Here is a 14,784-nt window from a genome sequence, read left to right as displayed (position 1 = left end):
GGCGGCCAGCGGGATCTCGCGCGAGAACTCTGTACCCGAGGCGGCTTTTCGCCAAACTATTCATCGGAACTAGGGCGGGCCACTCGCATAACAATCTGTGCAGAGGGGTTGTGCCCCACCGCCGATGCTCGCCGCCGCGGTGGAGTCGGCGGCGAGCAACTTACCGGCAATATCGCGATCGCTAGCCTGTCGTGCGCACGAGCAGATCCTCGTACCGGAACTCACCGTCGAGGGCGGTTCCGGCGGCATGTGCGGTCTCCTCGCGCTGCCGCAGTTCGACCCGGCGGATCTTGCCCGAGATGGTCTTGGGCAGTTCGGTGAACTCGATCCGACGCACCCGCAAGTACGGCGCGAGATGATCGCGCGCGTATTCGAATATGGCCCTTGCGGTTTCGCTGTCGGGTTGCCATCCGGCGGCCAGCGTCACATACGCCTTCGGCACCGACAGCCGGGTGTCGTCGGGCTGCGGGACCACCGCGGCCTCCACCACCGCCGGATGCTCGATGAGCACACTTTCCAATTCGAAGGGGGAGACCTTGTAGTCCGAGGATTTGAATACATCGTCGGTGCGGCCGATATAGGTGATGTAGCCGTCCGCGTCGCGCGCCGCCACATCGCCGGTGTGGTAGTAACCGCCCGCCATGACCTGCGCATTGCGTTGCGGGTCTTGGAGATAACCCGTCATCAGATTGACCGGGTGCGCGCTCAGATCCAGGCAGATCTCGCCCTCGTCGGCCGGGGCGCCGGTGACCGGGTCGACCAGAACCACGGGCACCCCGGGCATCGGACGCCCCATCGATCCCGCCTTGACCGGCTGCCCCGGGGTGTTGGCGATCTGCAGGGTGGTCTCGGTCTGCCCGAAACCGTCGCGGATGGTCAGGCCCCAGGCATTCTGCACCTGCGCGATCACATCGGGGTTGAGTGGCTCGCCGGCGCCGAGGATTTCCCGCAGGGCCGGCGGGCGCTCACCGAGGTCGGCCTGAATCAGCATGCGCCACACCGTCGGTGGCGCGCAGAAGGTGCTGACCTCGGCGCGACGCAGCTGGGTGAGCAGGGCCTCGGCATCGAATCGTCCGTAGTTGTAGACGAAGATCGTGGCCTCCGCGATCCAGGGTGCGAAGAAGCAGCTCCACGCGTGTTTCGCCCAGCCCGGGGCGCTGATCGCCAGATGGGTGTCGCCGGGGCGCACCCCGATCCAGTACACGGTGCTGAGGTGTCCGACCGGATAGCTGATCTGGTTGTGCTGCACCATCTTCGGCTTGCTGGTGGTGCCGGAGGTGAAATACACGAGCAATTCGTCGGTCACCTGCGTCACGGTCGGGAAGGGGCCCGCCGACGTGACCGCCGCGGCATCGGCGTAGCTGTGCCAGCCCGCGACGCCGTCGCCGACCACGATGCGGGCGTAGTCCCCGGGGACCTCGTCGAACTTCGCGGTGTCGCCGGTGTTGGTGATGACGAAACGCACTGCGCCGCGATCGATCCGGTCGACCAGGTCGGCCGGACCGAGTGCGCCGGTGGTCGGCATGACCACCGCGCCCAGTTTGGCGACGGCCAGCATCGATTCCCACAGCTCGACCTGATTGCCCAGCATGAGGATCACCCGATCGCCCTTGCGCACACCGAGATCCGCCAGCCAGGTCGCCACCTGGTCCGATCGCCGGGCCATCTCGTCGAAACTCACCCGCTGCTCGCGACCGTCCTCCTCGACGATCCACAGTGCGGTGCGTTCGTTGTCGCGGGCGAAGACGTCGAACCAGTCGACGGCCCAATTGAATTCACCGGACAGTTCGGGCCACCGGAAGTCGCGTACCGCGGCGTCGTAGTCGGTGGCCAGGTCGACCAGCTGGTCGCGGGCCGCGCGGTACGACTCGGTGTTGGACGTCACGACTGAACTCCTGTCTGCTGCTGCTCTTCGTCCGGGAATCCGAACAGGCGTACCGAGGTCGAGCGGATATCGACCTTGCGCACCTTCCCGGTCACCGTCATCGGGAACTCGTCGACGATGTGGACGTAACGGGGAATCTTGAAATGGGCGAGCCGGCCGGTGCAGAACCGCGCCAGCGACTGCGCGTCCAGCGCCGCGGCTCCCTCGCGCATCCTGATCCAGACCACCAGTTCCTCACCGTATTTCGGATCCGGTATGCCGACGACCTGTGCGTCGAGGATGTCGGGATGGGTATAGAGGAATTCCTCGATCTCGCGGGGATAGATGTTCTCCCCGCCGCGGATGACCATATCCTTGATCCGTCCGGTGATCGCGACATAGCCCTCGTCGTCCATGGTGGCCAGATCGCCGGTGTGCATCCAGCGTCCGGCGTCGATCGCCTCGGCGGTACGACCGGGATCGTTCCAGTAGCCCAGCATCACCGAATAGCCGCGGGTACACAGCTCGCCCGGTTCGCCACGCGGAACGGTCATTCCGGTATCCGGGTCGACGATCTTGATCTCCAGGTGCGGGCCCACCCGGCCGACGGTGGCGGTGCGCTGGGTGAGGGTGTCGTCGCGGCGCGTCTGGGTGGAGACGGGGGAGGTTTCGGTCATGCCGTAGCAGATCGATACCTCGGCCATACCCATGCGCTCGATGACCTGTTTCATCACCTCCACCGGACACGGTGAGCCGGCCATGATTCCGGTGCGCAACGAGGACAGGTCGTAGGAGTCGAAATCCGGTTCGGCCAATTCGGCGATGAACATCGTCGGCACCCCGTAGAGCGACGTGCAGCGCTCCTCGGCCACCGCGGCCAGCGTCGCGCGCGGATCGAAGGCCGGCGCCGGAATGATCATCGCCGCACCGTGACTGGTGGCCGCGAGATTTCCCATGACCATGCCGAAGCAGTGATAGAAGGGAACCGGGATGCAGATCCGGTCGGCCTCGGTGTAGCCGCACAGCTCCCCGACGAAGTAGCCGTTGTTGAGGATGTTGTGATGCGACAGCGTGGCGCCCTTGGGAAAACCCGTGGTGCCCGAGGTGTATTGGATGTTGATCGGATCGTCGGCCGACAGCTGGGACGCGGCGGCCGCTAGGCGTTCGGGATCGGCGGCGCGTCCCGTGGCGATCAGATTCTCCCATTCATTACCGTCGAACAGGATCACCTGCTCCAGGTCCGGGCACTCGGGCCGCACCCGCTCGATGATCTCGGCGTAGTTCGAGGTCTTGAACTCCCGGGCGGAGATCAGCATCCGAATACCGGCCTGCTGCAGGACGTAACGCACTTCCTCGCTGCGATAGGCCGGGTTGATATTGACCAGGACGGCGCCGATCTTCGCGGTGGCGAACTGCGCCAGGGTCCACTCGGCGCGATTGGGTGACCAGATGCCGACCCGGTCGCCCTTCTCGATTCCGGCCTCCAGCAGGCCCAGTGCGACCGCGTCCACCTCGGCGACGAACTGCCGATAGTTCCACCGCGCCCCGGTCGCCCGGTCGACGAGTGCGTCCCGGTCTCCGTGCCGGGCCGCCGTGCGATCGAGATTCGCTCCGATCGTGTCACCCAGCAGCGGCGCATCCCATGCTCCATGCGTATAACTGGTCGGCCGGACCCGGCCCATACTCGCGCTCACACATATAGGATTCACGTCACACTTTGCCTCGCACCACCCCCGGAAAGGGGTATCGACCGATGTCCGCCGATCTGCTCCGCCCCCGTGACGCCGATGCGTTGCGGGCCGAGTTGCGGCAGGTCGCGTCCCTGTCCGGGATGCCGGTCGTGTTCGGCGGCGAGGTCCGGGACGGCGCGCTGATCCTCAGCGAGTTCTTCGGTACCCGCACCGTGGCCATGCGCGGACTGATCGTGTCGCCGACCTCGGGAGTCGGCGGGGCGGCGGTCGCCAGCAGGCGTCCGACATCGGTCGCCGACTATCGCGCGGCGCTCACCATCACCCATCACTACGACGGGCCGGTCACGACCGAGGGGCTGCGGGCGGTCGTCGGTGTTCCGGTCGTGGTGGACGGGAATTCGCGGGCGGTGCTGTATGTCGCCAGCCGCGAGGCCGGACCCATCGGCGATCGGACCGCGGAACTGGTGCTGCGGTCGAGCCGGCGGCTGGCGGTGGAACTGGCGGTGCGTGACGAGGTCGATCGGCGGTTGCGGCTGCGGGCCGCGACCCAGCCCCGGCCGGCCGCGGTCGCGACGCCGGATGTGGCTGTCACGGAACAGCTTCGGGATCTGCACGCGGAGGTGCGTGGCATCGCTCAGACGGTGACCGATGCCGAGGCTCGGCGGCGTCTGCGCGCGGTATCGGACACCCTGGTGCGCCTGCTGGCCGGTGCCGACAGTGCCGAACCGGCGCCCGCGCTGTCGCCGCGGGAGCTGGATGTGCTTTCCTACGTCGCGCTGGGCTGTACCAACAGCGAAGCCGCGCAGCGTCTTTCGCTACGCCCGGAAACGGTCAAGAGCTATCTGCGCAGCGCCATGACCAAACTCGAGGCGCATACCCGGCACGAGGCGGTGGTCCGGGCGCGCCGATGGGGTCTGCTGCCCTGAACCGGGGGGACCCGGCGTCTCGGATATGCCACTGCCGGCCCGGACTACCGGACCGGCAGGCATGTTCGCGCGGTACTAGTTCTGCGGCTCGACGAGCTGGATGTCGAGCTCGATGGCGATCTTGTCGCTGAGCATCGCGGTCGGCAGCGCCGGGGCGACGTCGAATTCGCTGCGCTTGATGGTGCCGGTCGCGCTGAATCCGGCGTGGCGGGTGCCGTCCTGGAACTGCTGCACACCACCCCACTCGACCTCGAGGGTGATCTCCCTGGTCACACCGCCGAGGGTCACCTCACCGGTGACCTCGAAGTCCTCGGCCACCCGCACCGGCTCGACGGCCTTGAAGTGCAGGGTCGGGCGGTCGGCCACGTTCAGCAGCTCGGCGCTGCGGACGTGCTCGTCGCGCTGGGAGTTGCCGGTGTCGAACGAGTCGAGATGAATGGTGGCCTCGATGGTGGCGGCGCCGGTCGCGTCCACCACGAAACTGGTCTCGAAGTTGTTGAATCGGCCGCGGACCTTGGAAATACCAAGGTGACGTACGGTGAAGTTGACCGAGGAGTGGGCGGCGTCGAGGGCCCAGGAACCGGTGGCGAGGGTGGTCTGTTCGGAAGTGGTCATGTCCACCAGATTTGCGGACCGTGGTCCGTTTAGCCACACCGCGGTTATCCTGGGACTGGCAGGGCGCGGATAACGAGCCCCGGATCGGTAGAGGATGGTGACGTGGCACGATCGGAATTCGCCGAATTTCTCATCGCCCGGCGCGCGCAGTTGCAACCCGAAGAAGTGGGATTGCCGGCCGGGCGCCGGCGGCGCACCCCCGGATTGCGGCGGGAAGAGGTCGCCGCGCTGGCCGGGGTGAGCGTGGACTATCTGGCCCGTCTGGAGCAGGGCCGCGACACCAACCCCTCGATGGCGGTGCTCGGCGCGCTGGCGGAGGCACTGCGGCTCAACGAGGTCGAACGCCACCACTTCGGCAATCTCGCGATCGGTATGGAACACGCCCGGGAATGCCCGTCCTCGGGACAGGCTCGCGAACAGGTCACCGAGACCGTTCAGGCGGTGTTGGACGCGATGCAGCCCACTCCCGCGTTCGTCGTCGGCCGATGGCTCGACATTCTGTCCTGGAACGCGGCGTGGCGGGACTTCGCCGGACCGCTGGGCCTGTTCGACGAGGTGAGCGAGGGCAATCTCGCGACCTACTTCTTCGCCCATCCGCAGGCGCCGCAGCGGTGGCACGATTGGCCCCGGGCGGCCGCGATGATGGTGTCGGCGCTGCGTTCGGCGCGCAGCCAATGGCCCGACGACGAGCGGCTGACCGGCTTGGTCGACGCGCTGCAGCGGTTCCCGGAATTCGCCCGCCGGTGGCGCGAGCACCGGGTCACGGAATTCCGCTCCGGTGCGCTGCTGGTCACCCATCCGCAGCGTGGCGATATCGAGGTCGAGATCGAAACCCTCAGTCCGGCTATCGATCAGAGCGTGCAGGTGTGGCTGGTCGACCGGCGCGCGGCGCACACTCCGACGTTGCGGCTGGTCAACGAGTAGCCCCACTCCCGGCGTTCGACTGCGCGGTGTCCGCCCTCGGGGAGACGACGATCACGCATAATCCAACGTGAGCAATCCTGCCGGCCGGTGTCCATCGATCAGAGCAGCGGAGGAGGTGTGTGTGGCCGAGGCGGCGACTGCCCCCGAGGCGGCGTTGGACGATGCCACCCTGGTCGGGCGGGCACGTGACGGTGACATCCGGGCCTATGAGCAGCTGGTACTGCGATATCAGGGCCGGATGTTCCGGCTGGCGTCGAAGATGCTGGCCGACCGGGCCGAGGCCGAGGACGTCACCCAGGAGGTCTTTCTCACCGCCTGGCGTCGTCTCGCCCAGTTGCAGGACGACGCGGCGTTCGGCGGCTGGTTGTATCGGATGACCACCAATCGGTGCCTCAACGTCCTGCGGGCGCGTCCCGCGCACGCCGACGTGGATCCCGATACCACCGAATCGCCGCAGCGTACGACACAGCCCGAACACGCGGCGCAGGTCCACAGCCAGATGGCCGCGCTGACCATGGCACTGCAGCGGCTCACCCCCGAACAGCGGGCGTGCTGGTTACTTCGCGAGGTGCACGGGCAGTCCTATGAGGAGATCGCCGATATCGTCGGCACCAACACCACCGCGGTTCGGGGCCGGATAGCCCGAGCCCGGGCGCAATTGGCGGAGGTGATGCAGCCGTGGCGCTGAAGGAGATGACCGACAGCGACTATGAGCTGCCCTGCGGGCGCAGCGTCGAACACGTGTGGGAACGCCTCGACGACGTCGAAGCGGGCCGGGCCGACGAACACGAGGAGAGTTGCCCGCACTGCGCGGCCGCGCGGGAAAGTCTGCTCGTCCTGCGGTCGGCTACGCGCGAACTCGCGGACGAGCCGGATCCGCCCCCGCCGGCGATGGTCGATCGGATCATGTCGGCCGTCCGTGCCGAGGTGCGGCGCGGACGCATGGTGAGTCTGTCCACGCCACATCCGGGCTCGATCGAGGTCAGTGAACAGGCGATCGGGGCCGTCCTGCGCTATGCCGCCGATACCGTGCCCGGTGTGCGTGCTCGCGCGTGCCGCATCGACGATCTCGGGCCCGACCCCGATGGACACCGGCTGGTCGCGGTGTCTTTGTCGGTCGCGGTGCGCCACGGCGATACCGCCGTCGAACAGGTCGTGCCGCTGGTGCGTGATCGGGTCCGGGCCGCGGCCTCCGGGCGCGTCGGACTGTCGGTGGAACGGCTGGATGTCGCCGTGGTGGATATCTACCAGGAGGATCGATGACGTCGGCCCCGGAATTCGCGGCAGCCGCTGAATATATCGCCTCGGATGAGGTAATCGCGGCAGTAGCGGCGCATGCCGCGGCGTCGGTCCCCGGCGTCGCACATCTCGAACCCGGTGTGCTCGGACTGCTCGGGCATCTGGCGCGGGCCGGGCGGCAGCTGTGGAGCAGTCAGGACGTCGCGCCCTCGGCGGGGGTGCGCGTCCGGCACAGCGGTGGCTGGTTGAAGGTACAGGTCGACCTGTCGGTGACCGGCGGATATCACGTCGGTGAGGTCGGGCGGCAGGTGCAGCGGGCGGTGGTCCGGACGGTCACCGCACAGACCGGAATGGTCGTCGACGCGGTCTCGGTGGCGATTCTGGATATCGAACCAGGAGGACTGTGAGCGAGGACGAGCTGGTCGACGACATCGTCACCGCGATCGAGTCGGTGGCGGGACTGCGCCCCGCGGTGCCGCCGGGCGTGGATATCGCAGGCTGGGTGCCGCGACTGGGCCCCCGTTCGGCCGTCGACCTCGATTCCGACGTCGTGGAAATCCGGGTGACGGCCTCGGCGCTGCCCCTGCCGCCGCTGCTCGACCGGCTCGGCGCCGCGGTACGCGAACTGCTGGCCTCGACCCGGTGGGCCACCGCGCGGTTGCGGATCGTGGTCACCGACCTCGATGCCGCCGCTCTGGATGGCGCCGCCGCCCTCGACGCCGCCACCGCCGATCTCGCCCGTGACGATTCGCCGTCGGCGGGGTCATAACACCGAAGGTCCACTTATCCGCTGTAGCGCAAGGGAAATCGGAGGTAATCATGACGAGTACAACCACCGGTGAGGCCGCTGGCACCGCTGCGTCCGGGAAGGGCGCCGGCGCCACGGCGGGCACCCCGGAACCGGGCCGGCCCAAGGCCATCAGTGCTCTGGCATCCGATCAAGGCAGCACCACCATCGCCGATACCGTGGTGCAGAAGATCGCGGGTCTGGCCGCGCGGGAGGTGCGTGGCGTCCACAACCTCGGCGGCGGCGCGTCGCGCGCGTTCGGCGCCTTCCGCGATCGCATCCCCGGCGCCTCCTCCAGTGTCGGGCAGGGCGTGTCGGTCGAGGTCGGGGAGACGCAGACCGCGGTCGATCTGGAGATCGTGGTCGAATACGGGGTCTCCATCGCCGAACTCGCCCGCGCCGTGCGGCGCAATGTGATCACCGCTATCGAGCAGATGACCGGGCTCGAGGTGGTCGAGGTGAACATCAACGTCAACGATGTGTTCATCGAAGAGGACGAGGATCAGCCGCCGACCCGTGAACGGGTGCAGTGAGCATCATGAACGCCACCACGATCTGCCTGATCTTCGGCCTGTCCCTCGGTTTCGCGGCGGCCTTCGGCGGGATCGGCGCATTCGCCGTGGTACTGGTCTTCGGCGCGCTGGGACTGGTGATCGGCCGCTGGCTCGACGGCCATGTCGATCTGTCCGGTCTGCTCCGATCCGCCCAGGACCGGGGCCGCAAATGAGTGCCGGACCCGAGACCGCTCCGGTCTCGTCGTCGATTCTCGCTGCGGCCGAATATCGTGGCCGCACAACGGTTTCCGAGCGGACGGTGCGGAGGCTGGCCGCGCGCGCGGCCCGTGAGGTCGACGGCGTCGCCGACGGGCCCGAGGTGTCGGCCCGGGTCACCGGCGACTCCGCGGTACTGCGGGTGCGATTGCCGGTCGCCTATCCGACGCCGGTGGGTTCGGTCACCGATGCGTGCCGAGCGCACCTGATGCGGCGGACCCACGAGTTGTCCGGACTGGTGGTGCCCCGGGTGGATATCGAGGTGGCCGAGTTGGTGAATCCGGTCGCCGCGGCGAGGAGCGTGCGGTGAATCGGCGGCCGCGCCGGATCGTGCCCGCCGTGGTGGTGGCGGTCGTGCTGCTGGGCGTCGCGATCGTGGTGGCGGTGTCGCTGATCCAGAACCTCGCTCACAGTGACGAATTGGTGCCGTACGACACCGTCGCCACCCGATTGCACGACACCACCTGGCACAGCGCGTGGGTGCTGGGCGTCGGCATCGGGGTGGCGGTGGTCGGTGTGGTGTTGCTGGTGGCGGCCGTGATTCCCGGCCGCCGGGTCGTGGTGGCACTGGAGGCGGACGAGGGGATGGATGCCGGGATCATGCGACGCAGCCTCGACGGCGCGCTCGATGATGCGGCTGCCTCGGTCGCCGGTCTGGAGGCTGCCCGGGTTCGCCGGACGCGCAAGCATATTCGTGTGCAGGGCCGCGCCGCGCATCCCGACCACGCGGATCTGGAGCAGACCGTCGAGGCCGCGGTCTCCGATCGGCTGTCCCGGATCGCCCCGCAATCCGCACCGCCGGTGAGTGTCCGGCTGCGGACGAGTAGACAGCAGCCCGAACCGTCGTCACCATCGCAGGAGGAGGCATCGTGAGTGACACGTGCGCAGCTGCTCGCGATGCCGACCGGGTGCGGGTGTCCCGCAAGGTACAGGAGGCATCGTGAGTGACACTTGCGCAGCTGCTCGCGATGCCGACCGGGTGCGGGTGTCCCGCAAGGTACAGGAGGCATCGTGAGTGACACGTGCGCAGCTGCTCGCGATGCCGACCGGGTGCGGGTGTCCCGCAGGACACAGGAGGTGTCGTGAGTAGGTCGGCCAATCGCCCGGCTCGATTGAATCGACTGCTGCTGGCTGTGTTCGGGTTGGTGGCGATACTCGTCGGCGCGTACGCCATCGCGGCCTACGCGGGCGAGTTGAGCTGGGTGGATCGCGATACACCGCTGGTGCCGGGTACGGCCGAACCGCCCTCGTGGGTGTTCGTGGTGGTGGTGGTGGCGGCGGTGATCGTCGCGCTGGCCGCGCTGCGCTGGCTGGCGGCGCAGTTCGCCCGGTTGCCGAGCCGGATGCGCTGGCATATCGGCACCGTCAGCAATGCCGGTGAGACGATGCTGGATTCGAGTACGGTCGCCGCCGCGGTCGTGGCCGATGTCGAGTCCTACGACGGCGTGCGTTCCGCGCGGGCCAGTGTGTCGGGTCCGGCCCGGACGCCGAAACTGCATCTGGTCGTGACCGCGGATCCCGATGCGGACCTCACCGTCGTGCGCGGCCGGATTCTCGACGACGCGGCGAGCAGACTGGCGCGGGCCCTGCAGGTCGACGCCGTGCCGGTATCGCTGGAATTGCGCTTGGCCGATCGTGGCCGCACGCTGCGCGCGAAATAGTCTCGCCGGCAATGACTTACGGTCGGTGCGAGGCCGTCAGGCCGGCGGCCCGAGTACCCGTTCGACATAGGCGTTGGTGAACCGGCCCTTGGGGTCCAGCCGCCGACGCACTTCCTGGAAGCGATCCCAGTCGGGGTAGCGTCCGCGCAGGGTGTCCGCGGTCTGGAAGTGCCGCTTGCCCCAGTGCGGGCGACCGTGGTAGCGATCGAAAACCGCCTCGCACGCGCGGAAGTACGGTTCGTAGTCCATGCCGCGGTATTGGTGCACGGCGATGTAGCAGGTGTCGCGGCCGCCGGCCGGGGACAGGAATGCGTCGTCGGGCGCGACGAAGCGCACCTCGGTGGGCATGGGCGAATCGAATCGCCGCCCGATCGACTGGATCTCGCGGATGGCGTCCACGGCGTATTCGCGTGGGATGGCGTATTCCATCTCGGTGAACCGAATCAGCCTGGGGGAGGCGAAGACTCGGTACGAGCGATCGACCTGACGGCGATAGCTGCCCGCGTAGGCCGCGCCCCGGTGAATCCACGGGATCAGATTCGGCTGCCGCCGCGCGAGCCGGCACAGCGCGTCGAAGACGTGATTACTCATGAGGATGTCGGCGAACCAGTCGACGGCCTTGGCGCGCGGCTGTTCCGGAAGGTCCACCCGGTTGTTGCGCTTGGTCATCGCCAGGGGGCTGTGGGCGAAGAGGTAGAACTCGAAATGTTCGTTGCCGTCGACGAATTCGTCGAGATCGGCGAGTACCTCGTCGACCGGAACCGGGCGTTCGATTCCCTCCAGGACGAACGAGGGCACCAGCTGCAGGGTGACGGCCGTGACGATGCCGAGGGCGCCCAGATTCACCCGCGCCGCGCGCCACCCGTCGGGGTCGCTGGTCTCGTCGAGTTCGACGATGGTGCCGTCGGCGAGCATGAGCTCCACCGAGCGCAGGGCAGCGGAGATGTTCTGCAGGGTCGCGCCGGTGCCGTGCGTACCGGTGGCGGTGGCGCCCGCGATGGACTGCACGTCGATATCGCCGAGGTTGGGAAAGGCCAGGCCGAGGGGGTGCAGGGCGGTGCTCAGCGCGTTGAGGGTGGCTCCGGCCTCCACCCGTGCCGTTCCGGCGGTGCGATCGACCTGCAGGATCCGGTCGAGCTGCGAGAGTTGCAGCAGTGTGCCGTCGGTGAGCACGGTGTCGGTGAACGAATGCCCGGCCCCCGCCACCCGGACGGTCCGATCGTCGGCCTCGGCACGCGCGAGCAGGTCGGTGATGTCGTCGCGCGTGCGCGGGGCGGCGAAGGTGGCCGGCGCGCACCGTTGATCGCCGGCCCAATTCACCCACGAATTGGTCATGCGTCCAACTTTAGAGGACGCACGGCACTGTGCGCCAGCCCTCGTTGTGGTGTGAACGTGTCCGATCACACGTGTATCGATGGTGGCGCGGTGCTTACGCCGCGGGCGGCTCGGTCGGTAGCGTTGACGGGTGCGCGTTGGCTATCGGCGAATTACCTTCTGCGGCACGCGAATACCGCTTCCTTCGCGTGGTCTACGTCGGCGTCGTTCAGAGGCGGGACCGTCAGCGGCTGCCGAGGGATGTCGTCGCCGCGCACGCCGTCCAGGATTATCCCCATGTAGCGCCGCCAGACCTCGGGATTCACCGGTTTGGCGAAGCTCGCGATCCCCTCGACCATGTTGATCATCGCGAAGAAGTCCGAGGCGGCGATGCCGGGGCGCAGCACGCCCTCGGTGACGGCCTTGTCGATCAATCGCGTCACCATCGGCTTGATCCGTTCGCGCACCGAGACGAAGCGCTCCATCGCGTCGGGTAGTTCGAGCATCACTTCGCCGAAGCCCCGGTTGTTGGCCATGTGTTCGCAGGACCACTCGAACAGCCGCGTGAGCCCGTGCCAGGTATCGGGATCGGCGAAGGCGGCCTCGGTGGCCTCGGCCATATCGGTGACGGTCTGGTCGAAGACCTCGCCGATCAGTTCCTGTTTGTTCGCGAAGCGCCGATAGACCGTGCCCACGCCGACGCCGGCCGCTTCGGCCACATCGTCGAGTGTGACCTCGAGGCCGCGCTCGGCGAACAGATCTCTGGCCGCTCTGAGGATCCGCGCGTGGTTGCGGGCGGCATCGGCGCGCAGGCGCCGGGGAGCGGGAGCGGCCGTGGCGTGATTCACACCCCGATATTACCAAGTTTCGGGATTAACCGGAGGCGCTCTCTCCGTTATCGTGATAGCTTTCCTTTCAAACGGAGGCTCGCCCTCCGCTTAATCCACCACTCATCCATCGCAGAACTAGGGGACCCATGACTTCCGCGATCGATCTCGACACACAGCGGTCGAACCAGCCGTCGAGGCGTTCGGCCGACGCGGGCCGCCGTGGCTCGCATGCCATGCGCTGGTGGGTGCTCGCCGTACTGGGCGTCGCCCAATTGATGGTCGTGCTGGACGCGACCGTGGTGAACATCGCGCTTCCCGAGGCCCAGTTGGATCTGGGCTTCTCCAACGGCGACCGCCAGTGGGTGGTCACCGGCTACGCGCTCGCGTTCGGCAGTCTGCTGCTGCTCGGCGGGCGGCTCAGTGACCTGTTCGGCAGGCGCACCACCTTCATCATCGGCCTGATCGGCTTCGCCGTCGCCTCCGCGGTGGGTGGCGCGGCCAACGGATTCGAGATGCTGGTGGTGGCTCGTGTCGCCCAGGGTGTCTTCGGCGCACTGCTCGCCCCCGCGGCGCTGTCACTGCTGACTGTGACCTTCACCGAACCTTCGGAGCGGGCCAAGGCCTTCGGCATCTTCGGTGCCGTCGCGGGTACCGGTGGCGCGCTGGGCCTGCTGCTCGGTGGCGCGCTCACCGAATGGGCCTCGTGGCGCTGGGTGATGTACGTCAACCTGATCTTCGCCGCCGTCGCCCTGGTCGGTGCCGTGCTGCTGCTGGCCAAGCACACCGCCGAACACCGTCCCAAGCTCGACATCCCGGGCACGGTCACCGTCAGTGCCGCCCTGTTCGGCATCGTCTACGGCTTCTCGCACGCGGAATCGCACGGCTGGACCAACGGTCTGACCCTGACCTTCCTGATCGGCGGCGTCGTGCTGCTGGGCGTGTTCGCGTGGCTGCAGACCCGCGTGGAACACCCGCTGCTGCCGCTGCGCATCGTCCTGGACCGCACTCGGGCCGGTTCCTATATGACGGTCTTCGTCATGGGTATCGGGATGTTCGCGATCTTCCTGTTCCTGACCTACTACATGCAGCTGACGCTGAAGTACTCGCCGATCATGACCGGTGTGGCCTTCCTGCCGATGATCGCGGCCATGATCGCGTCCTCGACCACGGTGCCGTCGCTGCTGCTGCCGAAGATCGGGCCGAAGATCACCGTCGCCGCCGGATTCCTGGTGGCCGCGGCCGGTATGGCCTGGCTGACCCGGATCGGCCTCGACACCGGCTACGCCAGCCACATCCTGCCGGCCCTGATCCTGCTGGGGCTGGGTCTCGGTGGCGCGATGTCGACCGCGTTCCAGGGATCGACCGCCGGTGTGAACCACGACGACGCCGGTGTCGCCTCGGCCATGGTCAACACCAGCCAGCAGGTCGGTGGCTCGATCGGCACCGCACTGCTGAGCACCATCGCCTCCTCGGCCGCGGCGGACTACCTGTCGGGTCGGCAGCCCACCCAGCTTGCGGTCGCCGAATCGCTGATCAAGAGCTACACCACCAGTTTCTGGTGGGCCGCAGCGATTTTCGTGGTCGGCGCGGTCGCCGCGGCGGTGCTGATGCCCAGCACCGCACCGGCCCCCGCCGAAGGCGAACCGGTGCTGGCGCACTGACAGCGGTGCCGCCGGCAGGGTGAATCGCCCTGCGTAGCGGCTGAATACGGCATACGTGCCCCGGACCCGCCGGTCCGGGGCACGGTCGTATCGACTCCGGTGGCGTCGACCGCGCCCGATGTCGCGTACGGTGCCTCTAGGGCGGACTCCGCAGGGGCGATGACATGGTGGGGTCTGTGGGCAAATGGTTGGCTAGCAGTGGGTGACGAGTCCGCACCGGTCGCCTCGGCGCATGACAGTGGGTGGGGATCCGCGGTGAGTGCAGGTGGCGGCCCGGCCCGGCCAGCGCAATCCGTGACGCGCACCCGCCCCGGTCGGAGCCGACTTCGGGCCGAAATGGGCGATCGGGACGCCGGATGCCGACCGCATTTCGATCGCTGACAGTTAGCATGGCTCCACACATTCGGTCGGCAGGGAGGTGTACCAGGTGGGTTCGCGATCCGGTGCCGCGGTGAGGGAGACGTCGGAGGCGTCGACGATTGACCGCACGAGTTTTTGCTCG

General features: G+C 67.8%; 17 protein-coding genes. 12 read left to right on the top strand and 5 right to left on the bottom strand.

All coding sequences use genetic code 11. The annotated features are described in order from the left end of the window. Window positions 1-181 precede the first annotated feature (181 nt). Entirely contained in the window at window positions 182-1,885 is a 1,704-nt protein-coding gene (locus tag LKD76_RS23770) for an AMP-binding protein (RefSeq protein WP_227983625.1), read from the bottom strand. Continuing rightward, on the bottom strand, window positions 1,882-3,546 hold the full coding sequence (locus LKD76_RS23765; protein WP_227985374.1) for an AMP-binding protein: 1,665 nt from the start codon (window positions 3,544-3,546) through the stop codon (window positions 1,882-1,884). Before LKD76_RS23765 ends, LKD76_RS23770 begins: the two co-directional genes overlap by 4 nt. 71 nt (window positions 3,547-3,617) lie before the next feature. On the opposite strand from LKD76_RS23765, the gene LKD76_RS23760 reads away from it, so the two are divergent. After that, a complete protein-coding gene (locus LKD76_RS23760) occupies window positions 3,618-4,481 on the top strand; it encodes a LuxR C-terminal-related transcriptional regulator (RefSeq protein ID WP_227983624.1) in 864 nt (287 codons plus the stop codon). Between the two features lie 75 nt (window positions 4,482-4,556). Here LKD76_RS23760 and LKD76_RS23755 read toward each other — a convergent pair whose 3' ends face one another. After that, on the bottom strand, window positions 4,557-5,096 hold the full coding sequence (locus tag LKD76_RS23755) for a YceI family protein (RefSeq protein WP_227983623.1): 540 nt from the start codon (window positions 5,094-5,096) through the stop codon (window positions 4,557-4,559). Between the two features lie 102 nt (window positions 5,097-5,198). Here LKD76_RS23755 and LKD76_RS23750 point away from each other — a divergent pair, with 102 nt between their 5' ends. From LKD76_RS23750 to amaP, 10 genes are all read left to right on the top strand, one after another. Further along, window positions 5,199-6,020 (top strand): helix-turn-helix domain-containing protein, encoded by an 822-nt coding sequence (locus LKD76_RS23750; protein ID WP_227983622.1) that lies wholly within the window; start codon window positions 5,199-5,201, stop codon window positions 6,018-6,020. A gap of 121 nt (window positions 6,021-6,141) precedes the next feature. Beyond that, complete coding sequence (locus LKD76_RS23745) at window positions 6,142-6,708, top strand: RNA polymerase sigma factor (protein ID WP_227983621.1); 567 nt, start codon at window positions 6,142-6,144, stop codon at window positions 6,706-6,708. A 5-nt stretch (window positions 6,709-6,713) separates the two neighbouring features. Next, a complete protein-coding gene (locus LKD76_RS23740; RefSeq protein ID WP_227983620.1) occupies window positions 6,714-7,283 on the top strand; it encodes an Asp23/Gls24 family envelope stress response protein in 570 nt (189 codons plus the stop codon). Continuing rightward, a complete protein-coding gene (locus LKD76_RS23735; protein ID WP_227983619.1) occupies window positions 7,280-7,666 on the top strand; it encodes an Asp23/Gls24 family envelope stress response protein in 387 nt (128 codons plus the stop codon). The genes LKD76_RS23740 and LKD76_RS23735 overlap by 4 nt, the downstream gene beginning before the upstream one ends. Beyond that, on the top strand, window positions 7,663-8,028 hold the full coding sequence (locus tag LKD76_RS23730) for a hypothetical protein (RefSeq protein WP_227983618.1): 366 nt from the start codon (window positions 7,663-7,665) through the stop codon (window positions 8,026-8,028). The genes LKD76_RS23735 and LKD76_RS23730 overlap by 4 nt, the downstream gene beginning before the upstream one ends. A gap of 50 nt (window positions 8,029-8,078) precedes the next feature. Next, window positions 8,079-8,579, top strand: coding sequence for an Asp23/Gls24 family envelope stress response protein (locus tag LKD76_RS23725; protein ID WP_227983617.1), 501 nt, complete (start codon window positions 8,079-8,081; stop codon window positions 8,577-8,579). Between the two features lie 5 nt (window positions 8,580-8,584). Then, window positions 8,585-8,773, top strand: a complete 189-nt coding sequence (locus LKD76_RS23720; RefSeq protein ID WP_227983616.1) for a hypothetical protein — start codon at window positions 8,585-8,587, stop codon at window positions 8,771-8,773. Further along, a complete protein-coding gene (locus LKD76_RS23715; RefSeq protein WP_227983615.1) occupies window positions 8,770-9,126 on the top strand; it encodes an Asp23/Gls24 family envelope stress response protein in 357 nt (118 codons plus the stop codon). Before LKD76_RS23720 ends, LKD76_RS23715 begins: the two co-directional genes overlap by 4 nt. After that, window positions 9,123-9,689 (top strand): DUF6286 domain-containing protein, encoded by a 567-nt coding sequence (locus LKD76_RS31950; protein ID WP_227983614.1) that lies wholly within the window; start codon window positions 9,123-9,125, stop codon window positions 9,687-9,689. Before LKD76_RS23715 ends, LKD76_RS31950 begins: the two co-directional genes overlap by 4 nt. 209 nt (window positions 9,690-9,898) lie before the next feature. Further along, window positions 9,899-10,477: an alkaline shock response membrane anchor protein AmaP gene (gene amaP / locus LKD76_RS23705; protein WP_227983613.1), complete on the top strand. Its 579-nt coding sequence runs from the start codon at window positions 9,899-9,901 to the stop codon at window positions 10,475-10,477. Between the two features lie 36 nt (window positions 10,478-10,513). Here amaP and LKD76_RS23700 read toward each other — a convergent pair whose 3' ends face one another. Continuing rightward, a complete protein-coding gene (locus LKD76_RS23700; RefSeq protein WP_227983612.1) occupies window positions 10,514-11,812 on the bottom strand; it encodes a D-arabinono-1,4-lactone oxidase in 1,299 nt (432 codons plus the stop codon). Between the two features lie 152 nt (window positions 11,813-11,964). Continuing rightward, on the bottom strand, window positions 11,965-12,639 hold the full coding sequence (locus LKD76_RS23695; RefSeq protein WP_227983611.1) for a TetR/AcrR family transcriptional regulator: 675 nt from the start codon (window positions 12,637-12,639) through the stop codon (window positions 11,965-11,967). A gap of 128 nt (window positions 12,640-12,767) precedes the next feature. On the opposite strand from LKD76_RS23695, the gene LKD76_RS23690 reads away from it, so the two are divergent. Then, window positions 12,768-14,282 (top strand): MFS transporter, encoded by a 1,515-nt coding sequence (locus LKD76_RS23690; protein WP_227983610.1) that lies wholly within the window; start codon window positions 12,768-12,770, stop codon window positions 14,280-14,282. Window positions 14,283-14,784 lie beyond the last annotated feature (502 nt).

The sequence above is a fragment of the Nocardia spumae genome (assembly GCF_020733635.1).
Taxonomy (GTDB): domain Bacteria; phylum Actinomycetota; class Actinomycetes; order Mycobacteriales; family Mycobacteriaceae; genus Nocardia; species Nocardia spumae.
The sequence above is the reverse complement of the archived record's forward strand: the minus strand, read 5'-3'. Positions and strand labels throughout refer to the sequence as shown.